Raw genomic sequence first — 17,647 nt, 5'->3', positions numbered from 1 at the left:
CATGGCGCGACTCGCCCAGACCGCCGGTCTGACGGACGTCCAGCAGGAGATCCTGTCCACCGTCCGGGACTTCGTGGACAAAGAGATCATTCCGGTCGCCACGGAACTGGAGCACCGCGACGAGTACCCGCAAGCGATCGTCGACGGGCTGAAGGAGTTGGGCCTGTTCGGCCTGATGATTCCCGAGGAGTACGGCGGTCTGGGCGAGTCGCTCCTGACGTACGCGCTGTGCGTCGAGGAGATCGCGCGCGGCTGGATGTCGGTGTCCGGCATCATCAACACCCACTTCATCGTGGCCTACATGCTCAAGCAGCACGGCACGCAGGAGCAGAAGGACCACTTCCTGCCGCGCATGGCGGCCGGCGACATCCGGGGCGCGTTCTCGATGTCGGAGCCGGGTCTCGGCTCGGACGTGTCGGCGATCACGTCCAAGGCGGTGAAGGACGGCGAGGAGTACGTCCTGAACGGCCAGAAGATGTGGCTGACGAACGGCGGAACGTCGTCGCTGGTGGCCGTTCTGGTCCGAAGTGACGAAGGTCACCCCGAGGGCACGGCGCCCCACAAGTCGATGACCACCTTCCTGGTCGAGAAGGAGCCCGGTTTCGGCGAGGTCCGCCCCGGTCTCACCATCCCCGGCAAGATCGACAAGATGGGCTACAAGGGGGTCGACACCACCGAGCTCATCATGGATGGCCTGCGGGTTCCCGCGGACCGCGTGCTCGGCGGGGTCACCGGCCGCGGTTTCTACCAGATGATGGACGGCGTCGAGGTCGGCCGCGTGAACGTGGCGGCGCGTGGCTGCGGCGTCGCGCAGCGTGCGTTCGAACTGGGCGTCCAGTACGCGCAGCAGCGGCACACCTTCGGCAAGGCGATCGCCCAGCACCAGGCGATCCAGTTCAAGCTGGCCGAGATGGCTACCAAGGTCGAGGCCGCGCATGCGATGATGGTGAACGCGGCACGCAAAAAGGACTCCGGGGAGCGAAACGACCTCGAGGCTGGGATGGCGAAGTACCTCGCCTCCGAGTACTGCAAGGAGGTCGTCGAGGACGCCTTCCGGATCCACGGCGGCTACGGCTTCTCCAAGGAGTACGAGATCGAGCGCCTCTACCGCGAGGCGCCGATGCTGCTGATCGGTGAAGGTACCGCCGAGATCCAGAAAATGATCATCGGCAGGCGACTGCTCGAAGAGTATCGATTCCAGGGCTAGATGTCCGGATACGGGGTGTTTTCTTGGAGAAGAAGATCACACCCCGTCAGCACGCTTCAGCCGCCGACTCGGCAGCCTGGCTTACCCAGTTAGGGCCGCGAGCCGCTACGATCGCCGGAAAGCCGCCGTCCCCCGTCAGAGTGCGGCATCATCCGCTACGAAGGTCATCCATGCCCCACAGCCAAACCTCTGCATCTCGCGACAGCCGGGCCGGCGTACGCCTCGCGCGCGGAGCATCGCCGTGGCTCCTTCCGACCGTCGCCACCGCAGCACTCAGCCTGGCCCGCGCGCGCCGTTCCGGCGCCGCCAAGGCCGTGGCCGTTCCCGCCACCGCGCTGGCGGCGGGGATGCTGTGGTTCTTCCGCGACCCCGAGCGCGAGATCACCCAGGGCCGGGTCATCTCGCCCGCCGACGGTGTGGTGCAGAGCATCATGCCGTGGAAGGACGGCCGCACCCGCGTCGCGATCTTCATGAGCCCGCTCAACGTCCACGTCAACCGTGCGCCGCTGGCCGGCACCGTGACGTCCGTCGAGCACGTGCCCGGTGGCTTCGTTCCCGCCTTCAACAAGGAGAGCGAGAACAACGAGCGCGTGATCTGGCACTTCGACACCGAGCTCGGCGACATCGAGATGATCCAGATCGCCGGTGCCGTCGCCCGCCGTATCGTCCCCTACGTGCCCCAGGGCACCAAGGTCGAGCAGGGCGAGCGGATCGGCCTGATCCGCTTCGGCTCGCGCGTCGACCTCTACCTGCCCGAGGGCGTGGAGGTCGCGGTCGAGGTGGGGCAGAAGACCGTGGCTGGGGTGACTCGCATTGACCGTGGTTGATCCTGATACCAAGTCCGGCTGGGTCCCGGGGTCCGACGAGGTCGACGAGGAAGAGGAGATGCCCCTCTCCCTCCGGCTGTCGATAGCGGACACGCTGACGCTCGGCAACGCCACCTGCGGCTTCATGGCGGTGTACTTCACCACCACGGGCATCCTCATCCCGGACCTCATGGGCAGCCAGGAGACCGGCATGGCGCGCAACAGCGCGGCCACGGCGGTCATCCTCATGCTCTGCGCGGCGGTCTTCGACCTGTTCGACGGCCTGGTGGCGCGCAAGCTGCGGTCCTCGCCGATGGGCGCCGAGCTGGACAACCTGTCGGACCTGATCAGCTTCGGCCTGGCGCCGGCGTACTTCGTCCTCGTCTACGGCATGGTCGCGGACGGCGCGTACCAGCGGGTCGCCGCGGTCGGGGCCATCGTGGTGCTGCTGGCGGTGGTGCTGCGGCTCGCCCGGTTCTCGTGCGTCACGGTCAAGGACGGCACCTTCCAGGGCATGCCGTCACCGTTCGGCGCGCTCACGGTCGTGTCGATCGTCCTGCTGGAGCTGCCCTTCGTGGCGACCCTGCTGGCGATCCTGGGGACGGCGTGGCTGATGGTGAGCCGCGTGGAGTACCCGAAGCCGCGGGGACGGCTCGCCGTGGCGATGCTGTCGTGGATCGTGCTGGGCATGGGCCTGATGGCGGCCTGGGCGTTCGACGCGCCGAGCGGTCAGCTGCTGCTGCAGACGGGCTGCGCGCTGCAGCTGGTCATGGGCGCGGTCATCCCGCTGTTCGCGACGGCCCGGCGGGTGAACAACTTCCGCGACAACCGTCGCGAGGCACGGGCGGCGCAGCTGCCGTAGCAGAACGCAGGCGAAGGGCCCCGGACCGGGTGACGGTCCGGGGCCCTTCCCGTGCGCGGGCGCGCGCGGGCGCCTCTACGCCGGCTGCCCGAGGTGCTCCCCTCCCCCGGGGAAGGGGGAAGCCACTCACGACCAGGGCAAACACGGTCAATCCGGGAACGGCTCTGACCGGGCCCGAGGGTCCGCGGCGGCCCGGGGCCCCCGGACCCCCGGATCCCCGGGCCCACGGGGTCGGTCAGGTCAGGAAGTCCTGGGCGATTCGGTGGGCGACTCGTTCCAGGAGGGGGCCCGCCTCGGCGATGCACTTGGCGACGTCCGGCTCCTCGTCCGTCAGGGGGTACGCCCTGCGGATCCCGGCCCGGCCCAGGACCTCCGGGGGCAGGGCCAGACGGCCGCAGACCGCCACGACGTCGCGGCCGGCGGCGCGGGCCGCCGTGGCGACGCCCGCCGGGGCCTTGCCGTGCAGCGTCTGCTCGTCGAGGGAGCCCTCACCGGTGATCACCAGATCCGCGCGGTCCAGGGCGGGCGCGAAGCCCAGGACGTCGAGCATGACCTCGATGCCGGGGCGGAACCGGGCGCCCAGGAGCAGGGCGCCGTAGCCGATGCCGCCGGCGGCGCCCGCACCCGGCGACGCCGCGTACGCGGCCGCCTCCGGGCCGGCCGTCTCCTCCAGCACCTTCGCGAAGTGCGCGAGGGCGGCGTCCAGCGCCGCCACGTCGTCCGGTGAGGCGCCCTTCTGCGGGCCGTACACCGCGGGCGCGCCCTTCGGGCCGGTCAGCGGGTTGTCGACGTCGCTGGCGAGGACCAGCTCGACGTCGGCCAGACGCGGGTCGAGACCCGACAGGTCCGCCGTCGCAAGCTCGGCGAGACCGCCGCCGCCCGGGGGCACCGGCTTCCCCTCCGCGTCCAGGAACCGGGCGCCCAGCGCCGACAGCATGCCGGCGCCGCCGTCGGTGGTGGCGCTGCCGCCCACGCCGAAGACGATGGTGCGGGCACCGGCGTCCAGCGCGGCGCGCAGCAGCTCGCCGGAGCCGCGGGTCGAGGCCGTCAGCGGGGCGAAGACCCCCTCGGGCAGCCGTTGCAGCCCGCTCGCCTCGGCCATCTCCACGACGGCGGTGCCCTCGCGCAGCGCGTACGCCGCCGTCACCTCGTCGCCGAGGGGGCCGGCGACCCGGACCTCCCGGCGTTCGAAGCCGGCCGCGACGGCCGCGGCCACGGTGCCGTCGCCGCCGTCGGCCACGGGCAGTGCCTCGACGCGGAGGTCGGGCAGGACATGGCGCAACCCGGCCGTGACCCGCTCGGCGACCTCCACGGCCGTCAGCGACCCCTTGAACTTGTCCGCGGCGACGAGCACCCGCTGTGCCCTCCGGGTTCCGCTTCCTGCAGCGTCCGCCACTTGCACTCCCCTTGCTCTCCGGGCCTTCACGCACGTCAAGGCCAGTCGCGCCGCTGCGACCTTAACCGGAGGAGCCGTCCCCCGTCAGCTCGTGCCCACCCCATGGACCCCAGCGGCCCTCGCCGCGGTCTCCGCCCCCGAAACGGGTAGACCTCCACCATGACCGCCGCACGCTCGGACACAGACCTCGGCGACCGCATCCTCGGCGGCTGGCAGGGCCGCATCGCGGGCAACATGCTCGGCAAGCCCGTCGAACAGGGCGAGGTCTGGTCGCGCGACCGCATCGACCGCTACCTCAGGCGGGCCTCCGCCCTCCCGCTGACGGACTACCTGCCCGAGCCCGCCGGCGACGAGGCGGGCGCCCTGCGCCCCGAGTGGCGCCAGTGCGTCCGCGGCCGCATCCACGGCAGCTGCCGCGACGACGACGTGGACTACGCGATCCTCGGCCTCGACCTGCTGGAGACCCACGGCTTCGGCTTCAGCACCGAGCAGGTGGGCGACCTGTGGCTGCTGCGGCTGCCGTACCTGCAGACGTTCACCGCCGAGCGGGCCGCGTACCGCAACCTCGCGGGCGGGCTGAAGCCGCCGCTGACCGCGACGTACGACAACCCCTACCAGGAGTGGATCGGGGCCCTCATCCGGGCCGACGTGTTCGGCTGGACCTGCCCGGGCGCGCCACGCCGGGCCGCCTCGCTGGCCCGGCGGGACGCCGTGCTGTCGCACACCGGGAACGGGGTCTACGGGGCGATGTGGGCGGCGGCGCTGATCGCGGCGGCGTTCACCGCGCCCACCGTGCGGCGGGCCCTCGACGAGGCCCTGGCCGTGATCCCGCCCGGCAGCCGCCTCGCCCGCACCGTCCGCCGGGTGGTCTCGCTGCACGACACGCGGATGTCCTGGGAGGACACGCTGACCACGGTCGCCGAGGAGACCGCCGGGATGGGGTGGATCCACACGATCCCGAACGTCGCCGTCCTCACGGCGGGCCTGCTGTACGGTGACGGCGACTTCACCCGCACCATCACGCTGACCGTCCGCGGCGGCCTGGACACCGACTCCAACGGCGCGACGGCGGGCTCGGTGGCGGGGGTGCTGGGCGGCGCCGCGGCCATCCCCGCGCAGTGGACGGCGCCGCTGGAGGACACGGTGCGCAGCGCGGTGTTCGGCTTCGACCGGGTCCGCATCAGCGAGCTGGCGGAGCGGACGGTGCGGCTGGCGGAGTCGGGGGGCTGAACCGGCGGGTTCGGGAGGGCCGTTCGGTGGCTACTCTGCCCCTCATGAGCACCTCTGCCGACTACGCCGCCTACATCGCCTCCCTGCCCCGTGTCCTGGCCGGTGCGGCCGTGCTGTTCCGGGACGGCGGGGGCCGGGTCCTCCTGGTCGAGCCCAACTACCGGGAGGGCTGGGCGCTGCCCGGCGGCACCGTCGAGTCCGACGACGGGGAGACACCGCGGCAGGGCGCGCGGCGCGAGACGCTGGAGGAGATCGGCCTGGACCGCGAGCCCGGGCGGCTGCTGGCGGTGGACTGGGTGCCCGGCGCGGGCCGACCGCCGCTGGTGGCGTACCTGTACGACGGCGGGGTGCTCGGCGAGGAGGACCTGAAGGCGATCCGTCTTCAGGAGGAGGAGCTGCTGTCCTGGCGTACGGTCCCCCGCGAGGAGCTGACCGCGTACCTGCCCGGCGCCCTCGGCCGCCGCGTCCTGGCCGCCCTCGACGCCCTGGCGGAGGGCTCGGGCCCGGCGGAACTGGAGAGCGGCCACCGGGTGCACTGACGCTGACGGCTGCCGCTGACGGCGACGGCTGACGGTGACGGCTGCCGTCGCGCGATATCCGCTCGCCGCCCCCCGGGATCCGGCCTACGCTCGCCGGCATGGCCAAGCCGCTCGTCGCCCTGCTCACCGGTGCCGGTGTGTCCACCGACTCCGGGATCCCCGACTACCGCGGGCCCCACGGGCTGTGGCGGCGGGATCCCGAGGCCGAGAAGCTCGTGACCTACGCGTACTACATGGGCGATCCGGAGATCCGGCGGCGGTCGTGGCGGATGCGGTGGGAGACCGGGGTCCTCGGTGCCGAGCCGAACGCCGCGCACCGGGCCGTCGCGGAGCTGGAGCAGTCCGGGGTGCCGGTGCGGGTGATCACGCAGAACGTGGACGGGCTGCACCAGCTCGCCGGGATGCCCGCCCGCAAGGTCCTCGAACTGCACGGCACGGCACGGCACGGGAGTTCGTGTGCACCGCCTGCCACGCGCGGGGGCCGATGAAGGAGGCCCTGGACCGGGTCGAGGCCGGGGAGGCCGACCCGCCGTGCGCGCGGTGCGGCGGGATCCTGAAGCCGGCCACGGTGATGTTCGGTGAGCGTCTCGACCCCGTCGTGCTCGGTGAGGCGGCCGCCGTCACCAAGGCGTGCCAGGTCTTCGTCGCCGCCGGCAGCAGCCTGCAGGTGCACCCCGCCGCGGGGCTCGCCTCAGTGGCCGCCGACCACGGCGCCCGGCTGATCGTCGTCAACGCCGAGCCCACGCCGTACGACGAGCTCGCCGACGAGGTCGTCCGGGACCCCATCGGCACGGCCCTGCCGGCGCTGCTGCGCAAGCTCGCGGCGGGGTAGCGGCCGGAGATCAGAACAGGGCCGCTCCCCGTTCGAAGTCCAGCAGGCGCTGCTTGCGTTCCAGGCCGCCCCCGTAGCCCGTGAGGCTGCCGTCGGCACCGATCACGCGGTGGCAGGGGACGATGATGCCCAGGGGGTTGCGGCCGTTGGCGAGACCGACCGCGCGGGAGGCGGCGGGGGCGCCCAGGGCCAGGGCCAGTTGGCCGTAGGTGCGCGTCTCGCCGTAGGGGATGCGGCGCAGTTCCTCCCAGACCCTGCGCTGGAACGGGGTGCCGTTCAGGCGCGTCTCGACCGTGAACTCCACGAGTTCCCCGGCGAAGTAGGCCGTCAGCTCCTCCTCGGCCTGCGCGAAGAGGGTGTCGTCCCGGGTGCCGAAGGTCTCCTGGGGCGGGCGGTGGCGCTGGTCGGTCATGTACAGGCCGCACAGGACGCCGTCCTCGGCGACGAGGGTGAGGGCTCCGTAGGGGCTGTCGGTCACGGTGTGCTGCTTCATGGACGTCCTTGTGCGGGGAGGAAGTTGATCGGGTGGTCGTCGGTGGCCCAGAGGTACTGGACGGCGTAGGCGCGCCAGGGGCGCCAGGCCGCCGCGCGGGCGGTGAGCGCCGCCGGAGTGGACGGCAGGCCCAGTGCGCGGGCGGCGCGGCGCACGCCGAGGTCGGTGGGGAGGAAGGCGTCGGGGTCGCCGAGGGCGCGCATGGCGATGACGTCGGCCGTCCAGGGGCCGAAGCCGGGCAGGGCGAGGAGCCGGTCGCGGGTCTGCGGCCAGTCGCTCTCCACGCCGAGGCCCAGGCCCTGGTCGGCGAGGGCGCGGACCAGGGTCGTGAGGGTGGTGCGGCGGGTGCGGGGCAGCGCGAGTGTCTCCGGGTCGAGCTCCGCCAGGGCCCGCGGGTCGGGGAAGAGGTGGGTGAGGCCGCCCTCGGGATCGTCGACGGGTTCACCGTGCGCGCCGACCAGGCGGGCGGCGTGGGTGCGGGCGGCGGCGGTGGACACCTGCTGGCCGAGTACGGCCCGGACGGCGAACTCCGCCTCGTCCACCGTGCGCGGGACGCGCCGCCCGGGGGCCTTGTCCACCAGCGGTGCGAGGACCGGGTCGGTGCGCAGCTGGTCGTCGATGGCGACGGGGTCGGCGTCCAGGTCGAGCAGCCGCCGGCAGCGGCTGATGGCGACGGTGAGGTCGCGCAGGTCGCTGAGGGTGAGGCGGCAGGCGATGTGGTCGGGGGCGGGGGTGAGGGCGGCGATGGCGTGGCCGTAGGGCAGGCGCAGGGTGCGGCGGTAGGAGCCGTCGCGCCACTCCTCCACTCCGGGCACGGCCGTGGCCGCGAGGTGGCCGAAGAGGTTGGCGGGGTTGAGCGGGGCGCGGAACGGCAGCCGGAGGGACAGCGCCCCCGGGGTGCTCGCGCCCTGCCGCTTCGGGCTGCGGGCGCGCAGGTCGCTCGGGGAGAGGGCGAAGACCTCGCGGACCGTGTCGTTGAAGGTGCGGATCGAGGCGAAGCCGGCAGCGAAGGCGACCTGTGCCATGGGCAGGGCCGTCGTCTCGATGAGCAGCCGGGCCGTCTGGGCGCGCTGGGCGCGGGCGAGCGCCAGGGGGCCGGCGCCCAGTTCGGCGAGGAGCTGGCGTTCGACCTGCCGGGTGCTGTAGCCGAGGCGGGCGGCGAGGCCTGGTACGCCCTCGCGGTCCACGACGCCGTCGGTGATCAGCCGCATGGCCCGGGCCACGAGGTCGGCCCGCTGGTTCCACTCGGGTGAGCCGGGGCTGGTGTCGGGCCGGCAGCGCTTGCAGGCCCGGAACCCGGCCTGCTGGCAGGCCGCGGCGCTGGGGTGGAAGACCATGTTCTCCGGCTTGGGCGGCACCACCGGGCAGCTGGGCCGGCAGTAGATGCCGGTGGTCAGGACGGCCGTGAAGAACCAGCCGTCGAAGCGCGCGTCCTTCGACCGCACGGCGCGCACGCAGCGCTCGGTGTCGGTGTGCATCCCCATCCGCATGCCTCAAGCATCGGCCACCGGGGCGGGCGGGTGCTGGCGAGAATCCGACATCGAGGTGCGGACGCGGGCGACCGGCCGGGACAGATGAAGATTCATTCATGTGTTCGTGTGGGACCGGTACGATGACGTCATGGGTCATGGAGCCGTCACCCCCGCGCTGGACGCCACCGAGCGCGTACGCCTCGACGCGGACAACGTCGCGAAGGTCGCCACCACCCTCCAGGCCCTGTCCACGCCCTCCCGGCTGCTCATCCTGGCCCGGCTGCGCGAAGGTCCGCTGCCCGCGACGGAGCTGGCCGCCGAGGTCGGCATGGAGCAGTCGGCGTGTTCGCACCAGCTGCGGCTGCTGCGCAACCTGGGCCTGGTCGTCGGCGAGCGCCGGGGCCGTTCGGTGGTGTACGCGCTGCACGACCACCACGTCGCCGAACTGCTCGACCAGGCCGTGTACCACGTCGAGCACCTGCGCCTGGGCCTCAGCGACACCGCCGGGTGAGCGGCGCCGCCGGGCCCGGCGGCGGTCCTGGCCGGAAGCCGCGGCGTTTCTAGCCGGTGGCGGTGGGCCGGCGCGAGAGCTCCGTCGCCTCGCTCAGGCGCGTCAGCGGTCGCAGCCGGTAGGTGTACGTGTGGTCCCGGTCGGCGAACAGCTTGAACTCGTCGTGGGTGTGCGCGCCCCAGCTGTCGTCGCCGCCGACGCCCATCTGGCGGTGATTGACCCGCAGCACCACCGCGTCCCGCGGCGTGAGCTGGTAGTCGTGGCGGGCGCCCACCGAGAGGTCCTCGGGCGTGAAGTGGGAGGCGTTGACCTCCACCAGCGGTTCACCGCACACCAGCAGTCCCCGGCCGCTCCGGTCGGTCAGCGCGGCCCAGCGGACGTCGGTCTTGTTGCCGTTCTCCTGGGGCCGCAGATAGGGCGACCACTGCCCGGAGACGGTGCCGGAGTACCGACCCACGTCGGTGGCGTCGTTGCGGTCCCACATGTTCTCCTCGGGTCCCCGGCCGTAGTAGTGCAGCCGGTCGAGCCGGCGCGGCAGGAACAGCAGGGTGCCGACCTCGGGGATGTAGGGCAGGTCCGGCGAGCCGGGGCGCAGGGTGCTGTCGACCTTGATCTCGCCGTTGCCGAAGACGGTGTACGTCGTGCCGAAGGCGGACTCGGTGGCGGTGGGCAGGGCGCCGGTGACGGTGACCTCGACGGCCCGGTCGTCCAGGGTCCGCACCCGTACGTCGGTCACCTTCCGCTTCGCCCCGGCGTCGCGCCAGGTCTGGTTGCGGGTGTGGTGGCCGTTGCCCCGGTCGTTGTCGGTGGGCGCCCGCCAGAAGTTCGGCACGGGCCCGGACGTGAGGAGCCGCATCCCGCCCGCCTCGTAGGAGGCGAGGGTGCCGGTGGCCTTGTCGAGGGTGAGCGAGAATCCCCTGCCCGTCACCGTGAGGGTCCGCTCCCCGTCCATGTGCCGCAGGGCGGGCACGCTGCGCAGGGGCACGGGCCGTACGGCCGGGGTGTCCACGTCGAGGGCGAGCTGGCGCTTGGCCACCTCGAACCCGGCCTTCGCCCACGGGGTGCGCTCCCTGAGGGCGAAGGAGAGCCGGAGGAAGTACTCCGTGCCCGGCTCGGGCTTCGCCGGCAGCCGCACCGGCACGGTGACGTCCTTGCTGCTCAGCGGGGCGATGTCCAGCTGTTCACCGGTCAGCCGCCCCCGCCGCACGACGTCGCCGTCGGCGATCAGCTCCCAACGCCCGTCGAACTCGCGGAGGTTGGTGAACAGGTACTCGTTGGTGAGCGTGACGGCGCCGGGGCCGCCCCGGGCCTTGGTGACGCCGATCGCCTGGTAGACCTGCTTGACCTCGGCCGACTTGCCGGTGAGGCCGCGGTCGGCGGTGACGATGCCGTCGCCGGAGAACGCACCGTCGTTGGGGTTGTCGCCCCAGTCGCCGCCGTAGGCGTAGAAGGTCCGGTCGCGCGGGCGTTTCTCGGTGAGGCCCGCGGTGGCGGCGTCGAACCAGAACCGCACGCCCTCGTCGTCCGGCGTCCGGGTGTCCGAGGCCAGCTCCGCGGCGCTCAGCGCCCGGGCGTACACGCGGGCCCGCCGGACGGTTCCGCTGAACTCCCGGGTCGGGTTGTCGACGTCGGTGGCCAGGGACAGGGACGCGGTGTTGTTCGCGGGGCGCCGGGTGGTGGTCCGGGTGCCGCGCACCCGGCCGTCGACGTACAGGGTGAGGGTGCCGGCGTCCGCGTCGAAGACTCCGGCGACGTGGTGCTCGCTGCCCGTCCAGTCACCGGGCAGGGCCCAGCTCGCGGTGATCCACTGGCCGCCGCCGTGGATGAAGAACTCCAGGGTCCGGTCCGTCTGTTTGAGGGCGTACTGGGTGTCCCCCTTGGCGAGAATGGGCTGGTGATAGCCCGTCACGTGCGGGGTGATCCACGCCTCCAGCGTCAGGGAGCCGGTGAGGTCCAGTCCGGGGTCGCGGGGGAAGACCGTGCCGCCGGACACGCCCTCGGCGCGGTCGAAGGTGCCGGCCGGTGCCATGATCTCGCCGCGCAGGCGGCCCGGACCGGACTCGGTCAGCAGCTTGCGCGCCGGGGTGGGCCAGCGCAGCGCCTGGTCGACGAAGTCCCAGATCCAGCCGCCCTGGAGCACGTCGTGACGGCGGACGACGTCCCAGTACTTCGTGAAGTTGCCGTTGGAGTTCCCCATGCCGTGGGAATACTCGATCATCACGTACGGCCGAGTGTCGCTGGTGTCCAGGGCGCGCTGCTCGACGCGTTGGGGGCTGTCGTACATCTCGGAGCGGATGTCGCTGATGCCGGGACGGTCGTCGCCCTCGTACTGGATGACACGGGTGGGGTCGTAGGAGCGGATCCAGTCGTGCATGGCGTTGAAGGTGGTGCCGCCGCCCGCCTCGTTGCCGAGGGACCAGATGACCACGCTGGCGTGGTTCTTGTCCCGGTGGACCATGTTCTGCGCGCGCACCACGCACGCCTCGGTCCACTCGGGGTGACCGCTGCCCGGGAACCGGTCGCGGATGCCGTGGGTCTCCAGGTTGGTCTCGCCGACGAGGTACAGGCCGTACTCGTCGGCGAGTTCGAGCCACAGCGGGTTGTTGGGGTAGTGCGAGGTGCGGACGCTGTTGATGTTGAGGCGCTTGATGATCCCGATGTCCTCGACCATCTGGGCGCGGGTGAGCGCCGAGCCGGTGACGGGGTGCATCTCGTGCCGGTTGGTGCCGCGGAAGGAGACCGGCCGGCCGTTGATCCGCATCAGGCCGTCCTTCAACGCGAACTCGCGCAGGCCGACCCGGTGCGAGAGGGTCTCGATCACCTTCCCGGACGGATCGCGCAGGCGCAGCACGGCGGTGTAGAGGTAGGGGTGCTCGGCCGACCAGAGCTTCGGTGCCGGGACGGCGCGGGACACCCGCACGCTTGCCTCGTCGCCGTCCGGCACGTCGACGGTCCCGTTCAGGGGCCGGGACCAGACGGCGTGGCCCCGGGCGTCGTACAGCTGGGTCTCGACGGTGTGGCGGCCCCCGCCCTCACCGCCGTAGTCGCGCACGTGCGCGGTGACCTCGAGTGCGGCGGAGGTGTAGCCGTCACCGAGCGGGGTGTCGAGCTTGAAGTCGCGCAGGTGCACGTCGGGGGTGGAGTACAGGTGGACCGAGCGGAAGATGCCGCTCAGCCGGATCATGTCCTGGTCCTCCAGCCACTCCGCGTCGGAGTAGCGGTAGACCTCGACGGCGATCCGGTTCGTGCCCGGCTTGAGGTGGCGGGTGATGTCGTACTCGGCGGAGGTGTAGGAGTCCTCGTGGTAGCCCACGAGTTCGCCGTTGATCCACACGTAGTGGGCGGACTTGACACCCTCGAAGTGCAGGAAGGTACGCCGGCCGCGCCAGTCGCGGGGCACGGTGAAGGTGCGGCGGTACTGGCCGACGGGGTTGCGGCGGGTGGGGGCGGCGGGCGGCTGGGCGTTCTCGCCGCCGCCGTTGGGGCCCCACCAAGGGTAGGTGATGTTGACGTAGATCGGGACGTCGTAGCCGTGCAGCTGCCAGGCGGACGGCACGGGGACGGTGTCCCAGCCGGAGTCGTCGACGTCGGTGCGGTGAAAATCCGGGTCGCGGTCCTCGGGCCGGTCGGCGTAGGCGAACTTCCAGGTGCCGTCCAGGCTGAGCCGGTACGGCGAGCGCTCGCGGTCGCCTTCCAGGGCCTGGCCGAGGTCGGCGTAGGGCATCAGCGTGGTGTGCGGCGGCTCGGTGCCGATCCGGTACGTGGCGAGGGAGTCGTTCCACTCCGGTGGGCCGTCCGCGGCGGGGCGCCGGCCGGCCGGGGACGCCGCGGCGGGTGAAGCGGACAGGGCGAGCGCGCCGAGGACGGCGGCGCCCCCTTCGAGCAGGCGGCGCCGGCTGACGACGGGCCGGTCGGCGAGGGACGGGAGCGGGTGCGGCATGACCGTGGCCTTCCTCGGTGCGACGGGGTGCACGGACTGAGGGCGTGTCAGCGGCGGACCCAACTCTCCCTGGGTGCGGGGTGTTTCCGTCGGGGCGCGGGCAACTGACGGTGACGGAGCAACTGCTGAGCAGGCACACCCTAGGACTCGAACAGAAACGAAGCAATGACCCCGTCGGACTCTGTGCGGTCCTGGTGGTTCCGGTCCGCGGCCGCCATGCCACCGGCCGAGGGGGCGCGCCGGGGGCCCGCGCCAGGGGGGGGCCTGATCTGCCGGCATGACACCCGTGAGCTCCCGCGCGAGGCGTCGGCAATTTGTCATTTCAGCGCGACAGTGTCACCGCCGCGAACGTAATGTGACCTCATCGGACAGCCTGTGCAACGGATCTTTGGCCGGACCTTTTGCCGCGCCGGAAGGAGCGGCTCGCATGAACGGGTATGCGCCCTCGGATCGCGGTGCCGTCACGGCCGCGCCCGGCGGGCTGCTGGACCTGCTGAAGGTCGCGGCCGTGGTGCTGGACGGCGACGGCTACATCGCCTTGTGGAGTCCCGAGATCGAGCAGCTGCTCGGCTGGACCGCGGCCGAGGCCCTGCGGCAGCGCGCGGACACCCTCCTGGTCGCCCCGGCCGACCGGGCCCGCGGCAGGAAGCTGTTCGCCCAGGTCAGCTCCGGTGACCGCTGGGCCGGTGTCTTCCCGCTGCGGCACCGCGACGGCACGGAACGCGCCGTGGAGTTCCGTACGATGCGCCTCCTCGACAGCGAGGGGCGTCCCCACCTGCTGGGTCTGGCCACGGACGCCTCGACCGTACGGCAGGTGGAGCGGGACCTGGCGCTCTCGCACAGCCTCGTCAACCAGACGCCTCTCGGCATCGCCGTCTTCGACGACGACCTGCGCTGGGTCGGCGTCAATCCCGCCCTGGAGCGGATCAACGGCCTGCCCGAGGAGGCCGTGCTGGGCCGCCGGATCCGCGAGGTGCTGCCCGGTCTGGACGTGGAGGCCATCGAGGGGCGGATGCGGCACGTCCTGGAGACCGGCCGGCCCCTGATCGACCAGCAGACCGTCGGCCGTACCGCGGCGGACACCGAGGACCGGGCCTACTCGGAGTCGTACCACCGCATCGAGGACACCGACGGCCGGGTGCTCGGGCTGGCGATGGCCGTGCTGGACGTGACCGAGCGGCAGCAGGCCGCCGCGGAGGTGGCCCAGGCGCGCCAGCACCTGTCGGTCGTCGCCGACGCGGGCGTGAAGATCGGCACCACGCTCGACCTGCAGCAGACCGCCCGGGAGCTGGCCGGAGTCGTCGTGCCGCAGCTGGCGGACCTCGCGGCCGTGGACGTCCTGGAGTCGGTCGTCTCCCACGGCACCATCACCCCCGTGACGGGCGGCGCGCCCGCCGAGTTCCGGGCGCTGGCCGTGGCCGCCGGCTACCCGACCGACGCCATCCACGCCGCCGACCCGGTCGGTGAGCTGGCCACCTACGGCGCCTCCCGGGTCATCACCCAGTGCGTGCGCAGTGCCCGGCCGGTCCTGGTCGAGCACGTGGACGACCGGATGCTCGGCCGTCTCGCCCGCGACGCCGGGGCGGCACGTGCCCTGCGCGAGGCCGGGGCCCACACCTATCTGGCGCTGCCGCTCGTCGCCCGGGGCAAGGTGCTCGGCACGCTCTCGCTGTACCGCACGGTCAACGAGCGCCCCTTCGACGAGCGCGACCAGGTGCTCGCCTCCGAACTGGCGGCCCGCGCCGCCATCTGCATCGACAACGCCCGCCTCTACGGCAGGGAGCGCGGCACCGCCCTGACCCTGCAGCGCAGCCTGCTGCCGAGCACGCCCGCGCAGCGCGAGGGCCTCGACATCGCGGCCCGCTACCGCCCGGCCCTCAGCGAGGTCGGCGGCGACTGGTACGACGTCCTGCCGCTGGGACCCGGGCGCACCGGTCTGGTCGTCGGCGACGTCATGGGCAAGGGCGTGCAGGCCGCCGCGATCATGGGCCAGCTGAGCACCGCGACGCGGGCGCTGGCCCGCCTGGACCTGCCGCCCGCCGAGCTGCTGCGCCACCTCGACGACATCGCCGGCTCGCTCGGCGACGCGATCGCCACGTGCGTGTACGCCGTGTGCGACCTGGAGCGCGGGGTGTGCGAGCTGTCCAGCGCCGGGCACCTGCCACCGGTGCTGGCCCGGGCGGACGGCCGTGCGGAGCTGCTCGACGTCCCCGGGGGTGTGCCGCTCGGGGTGGGCGGCGTGGACTTCGGCACCCTGGAGGTGGAGCTGGCGCCGGGCTCGCTGCTCGCCCTGTACACCGACGGACTGGTCGAGAAGCGCGGGGAGCCGATCGACACCGGCCTCGGCACGCTGACGCGTGCGCTGAGCGGCACGGGGCCCAGCCTCCAGCGCACCAGCGACGGCCTGCTCGGCGCGCTGAGCCCGGAGCCCGACGACGACGTGGCACTGCTTCTGGTGCGCAGGCGCGTCTGACACGCCGGCCGCGCCGGCGCGCACGCACCCGCGGACAGGAACGCGCGGGCCGTCCCGGCCCGCGCGCCCGCCCGGTTCACCACCCGGCTGTCAGAAGTCGCTCTTCTTGGTGGTGCACAGGGCCCAGATGACGAACGCCGAGATCGCGATCATCACCACGGACCACACCGGGTAGGACGGCAGGGAGACGAAGTTGGCGATGATGACGAGCGCGGCGATGCCGACACCGACCACGCATGCCCAGGTCGAGGCCTGGAAGAGCCCCAGGCTGACCAGCACGGCGACCACGCCCAGGATCAGGTGGATCCAGCCCCAGCCGGTGAGGTCGAACGCGAACACGTAGTTGGGGGTCGACACGAACACCTCGTCCTCGGCGATCGCCGCGATGCCACGCATGATGCCCAGGATCCCGGCGATCATCAGCATCACGGCCGCGAAGACCGTCAGGCCGGCGGCAGCGCCTCGCTTCGCACGCGACGGCGCGTGCGTGGGGTGTGTGGCGGTCATCCTGACTCCTCGTTTGCTGGGTCCGGCGCGCTCAGCGGCCGGAGGGGTGGGTGGCGGAGGCCGAGGCCCCCGACGGCCCGGAGCCGCTCAGCACCAGCTCCTTGGCCCGGTCGAACTCCTCGTCGGTGATGTCGCCGCGCGCGCGGATCTCGGACAGCCGGGCGAGCTCGTCGACGCTGCTGCGCCGCTCCCCTTCGCCCTTGGCGGTCTCCCGGATGTAGGTGTCCAGGGCCTGCTGCTGCGCGCGGGCCCGGGCCGTCTCCCGGTGGCCCATGCCCTTGCCGCGGGCGATGACGTAGACGAACACGCCCAGGAACGGCAGGAGGATGCAGAACGCCAGCCAGCCGGCCTTCGCCCCGCCGCTCAGGTCGTCGTCCCGGAAGATGTCGAACACCACCCGGAAGAGCAGCACGAACCACATGATCCACAGGAAGACCCACAGGATCGTCCAGAAGGCACTGAGCAGTGGGAAGTCGTACGCCAGGTAGGTCTGCGCGTTCATGTCGCTCCTCCGTCCCGGGTGCCGCCGTAGAGCGGTTCCCGTCCGTACCAGGGTCCGCGCGCCGCGGCCCGGGCCGCCTCACCCGGGGAGGGTGATCGTGCGGCCGGTGTGCGGGGTCTCAGCCGCCCGTGGCCGGGCCGCCCGGCACGGCCGCCGCGGCTCGGCGCAGCGCCGCCCGCCAGGCGAGGGCGAGCCCCGCCTCCGCCAGCCCGAGCAGCACCAGCCACAGCCCGAGCAGCCGGGTCAGCGCCCTGGCCGACTCCGCGGGCAGCGCCAGCACGACCACCCCCGCGATCACGGCGAGCACGGCGGCACCCAGGAGGAAGCCCCGGTGGGGCAGGTCCCGGGCGGCGAGGGCGGTGTACAGCGTGAGCATCCCCGACACCAGCCACATCAGCCCGACGATCAGCGAGAGGGCGGTGATGGTCTGCAGCGGGTTGCGCAGGCACAGCACGCCGGCCAGGACGTACAGCACGGCCAGCAGCAGGCCGGCCACGCGGTGGCCGTGCTCCTGCCGGGCGAAGATCTCCACGAACCGGAACACCCCGGCCGCCAGCAGGTACAGCCCGACCAGGACCGCGACGACGTGCAGCGTCGCCTCGGGCCAGACCAGGAGCAGGATTCCCGGGACCAGGGTGGCGACCGCGGAGGCGAGGATCCAGGTCCAGGAACGCCCGAGCACCGCGAGCAGGTCGGCGGGATCGGCCGGACGGGCGGGCCCGGGTCCGGGACCCCGCCCAGAGGCTTCCGGCCCGGGAGCTCCCGGACCGGGCGGTTCCGGCCCGGAGGCTTGAGGCCCGGAGGCCGCTTCCGAGCCGGTTACCGGGCCTGGCGACGACGTGGTCATGGCTCCTCCTCGGCGGACGCACACGGGCCG

At 72.7% G+C, this 17,647-nt stretch carries 14 protein-coding genes and 1 pseudogene; 8 read left to right on the top strand and 7 right to left on the bottom strand.

The features are described from left to right. The first annotated feature begins 1 nt into the window (after window position 1). From ACZ4M5_RS01410 to pssA, 3 genes are all read left to right on the top strand, one after another. Entirely contained in the window at window positions 2-1,207 is a 1,206-nt protein-coding gene (locus ACZ4M5_RS01410; protein ID WP_467731856.1) for an acyl-CoA dehydrogenase family protein, read from the top strand. A 170-nt stretch (window positions 1,208-1,377) separates the two neighbouring features. After that, on the top strand, window positions 1,378-2,034 hold the full coding sequence (locus ACZ4M5_RS01405) for a phosphatidylserine decarboxylase (protein WP_467731854.1): 657 nt from the start codon (window positions 1,378-1,380) through the stop codon (window positions 2,032-2,034). 58 nt (window positions 2,035-2,092) lie between these two features. Continuing rightward, on the top strand, window positions 2,093-2,875 hold the full coding sequence (pssA, locus tag ACZ4M5_RS01400) for a CDP-diacylglycerol--serine O-phosphatidyltransferase (protein ID WP_333934415.1): 783 nt from the start codon (window positions 2,093-2,095) through the stop codon (window positions 2,873-2,875). A 235-nt stretch (window positions 2,876-3,110) separates the two neighbouring features. On the opposite strand, the gene ACZ4M5_RS01395 is transcribed toward pssA, so the two are convergent. Further along, window positions 3,111-4,271: a glycerate kinase gene (locus ACZ4M5_RS01395; protein ID WP_467731852.1), complete on the bottom strand. Its 1,161-nt coding sequence runs from the start codon at window positions 4,269-4,271 to the stop codon at window positions 3,111-3,113. A 159-nt stretch (window positions 4,272-4,430) separates the two neighbouring features. Between ACZ4M5_RS01395 and ACZ4M5_RS01390 the strand changes: the two genes are divergently transcribed. From ACZ4M5_RS01390 to ACZ4M5_RS01380, 3 genes and pseudogenes are all read left to right on the top strand, one after another. Continuing rightward, on the top strand, window positions 4,431-5,501 hold the full coding sequence (locus ACZ4M5_RS01390) for an ADP-ribosylglycohydrolase family protein (RefSeq protein ID WP_467731850.1): 1,071 nt from the start codon (window positions 4,431-4,433) through the stop codon (window positions 5,499-5,501). Between the two features lie 44 nt (window positions 5,502-5,545). Beyond that, entirely contained in the window at window positions 5,546-6,040 is a 495-nt protein-coding gene (locus ACZ4M5_RS01385; RefSeq protein WP_467731848.1) for an NUDIX domain-containing protein, read from the top strand. A gap of 98 nt (window positions 6,041-6,138) precedes the next feature. Next, window positions 6,139-6,872, top strand: a pseudogene (locus tag ACZ4M5_RS01380) (SIR2 family NAD-dependent protein deacylase). Window positions 6,873-6,882: 10 nt separating this feature from the next. Here the strand turns inward: ACZ4M5_RS01380 and ACZ4M5_RS01375 are convergent. Continuing rightward, window positions 6,883-7,365, bottom strand: coding sequence for a methylated-DNA--[protein]-cysteine S-methyltransferase (locus ACZ4M5_RS01375; protein ID WP_467731846.1), 483 nt, complete (start codon window positions 7,363-7,365; stop codon window positions 6,883-6,885). Beyond that, a complete protein-coding gene (locus ACZ4M5_RS01370) occupies window positions 7,362-8,843 on the bottom strand; it encodes an AlkA N-terminal domain-containing protein (RefSeq protein ID WP_467732820.1) in 1,482 nt (493 codons plus the stop codon). Before ACZ4M5_RS01370 ends, ACZ4M5_RS01375 begins: the two co-directional genes overlap by 4 nt. 142 nt (window positions 8,844-8,985) lie before the next feature. On the opposite strand from ACZ4M5_RS01370, the gene ACZ4M5_RS01365 reads away from it, so the two are divergent. Beyond that, window positions 8,986-9,348, top strand: a complete 363-nt coding sequence (locus ACZ4M5_RS01365) for an ArsR/SmtB family transcription factor (protein ID WP_467731844.1) — start codon at window positions 8,986-8,988, stop codon at window positions 9,346-9,348. Window positions 9,349-9,397: 49 nt separating this feature from the next. Here the strand turns inward: ACZ4M5_RS01365 and ACZ4M5_RS01360 are convergent, their stop codons facing one another. After that, on the bottom strand, window positions 9,398-13,288 hold the full coding sequence (locus tag ACZ4M5_RS01360) for a glycoside hydrolase family 2 TIM barrel-domain containing protein (RefSeq protein ID WP_467731842.1): 3,891 nt from the start codon (window positions 13,286-13,288) through the stop codon (window positions 9,398-9,400). A 427-nt stretch (window positions 13,289-13,715) separates the two neighbouring features. Between ACZ4M5_RS01360 and ACZ4M5_RS01355 the strand changes: the two genes are divergently transcribed. Further along, complete coding sequence (locus ACZ4M5_RS01355; RefSeq protein WP_467731840.1) at window positions 13,716-15,761, top strand: SpoIIE family protein phosphatase; 2,046 nt, start codon at window positions 13,716-13,718, stop codon at window positions 15,759-15,761. Window positions 15,762-15,851: 90 nt separating this feature from the next. Here the strand turns inward: ACZ4M5_RS01355 and ACZ4M5_RS01350 are convergent, their stop codons facing one another. The 3 genes from ACZ4M5_RS01350 to ACZ4M5_RS01340 form a co-directional block, all read right to left on the bottom strand. Then, on the bottom strand, window positions 15,852-16,268 hold the full coding sequence (locus ACZ4M5_RS01350) for a DUF7144 family membrane protein (protein ID WP_467731838.1): 417 nt from the start codon (window positions 16,266-16,268) through the stop codon (window positions 15,852-15,854). A gap of 31 nt (window positions 16,269-16,299) precedes the next feature. Beyond that, window positions 16,300-16,770: an SHOCT domain-containing protein gene (locus tag ACZ4M5_RS01345; RefSeq protein WP_467731836.1), complete on the bottom strand. Its 471-nt coding sequence runs from the start codon at window positions 16,768-16,770 to the stop codon at window positions 16,300-16,302. A gap of 118 nt (window positions 16,771-16,888) precedes the next feature. Next, on the bottom strand, window positions 16,889-17,617 hold the full coding sequence (locus ACZ4M5_RS01340) for an HdeD family acid-resistance protein (RefSeq protein WP_467731834.1): 729 nt from the start codon (window positions 17,615-17,617) through the stop codon (window positions 16,889-16,891). Window positions 17,618-17,647 lie beyond the last annotated feature (30 nt).

Source organism: Streptomyces sp. NPDC026246, assembly GCF_055567995.1.
Note: the sequence above shows the minus strand (reverse complement) of the source record. Positions and strands in the feature narration are given on the sequence as shown.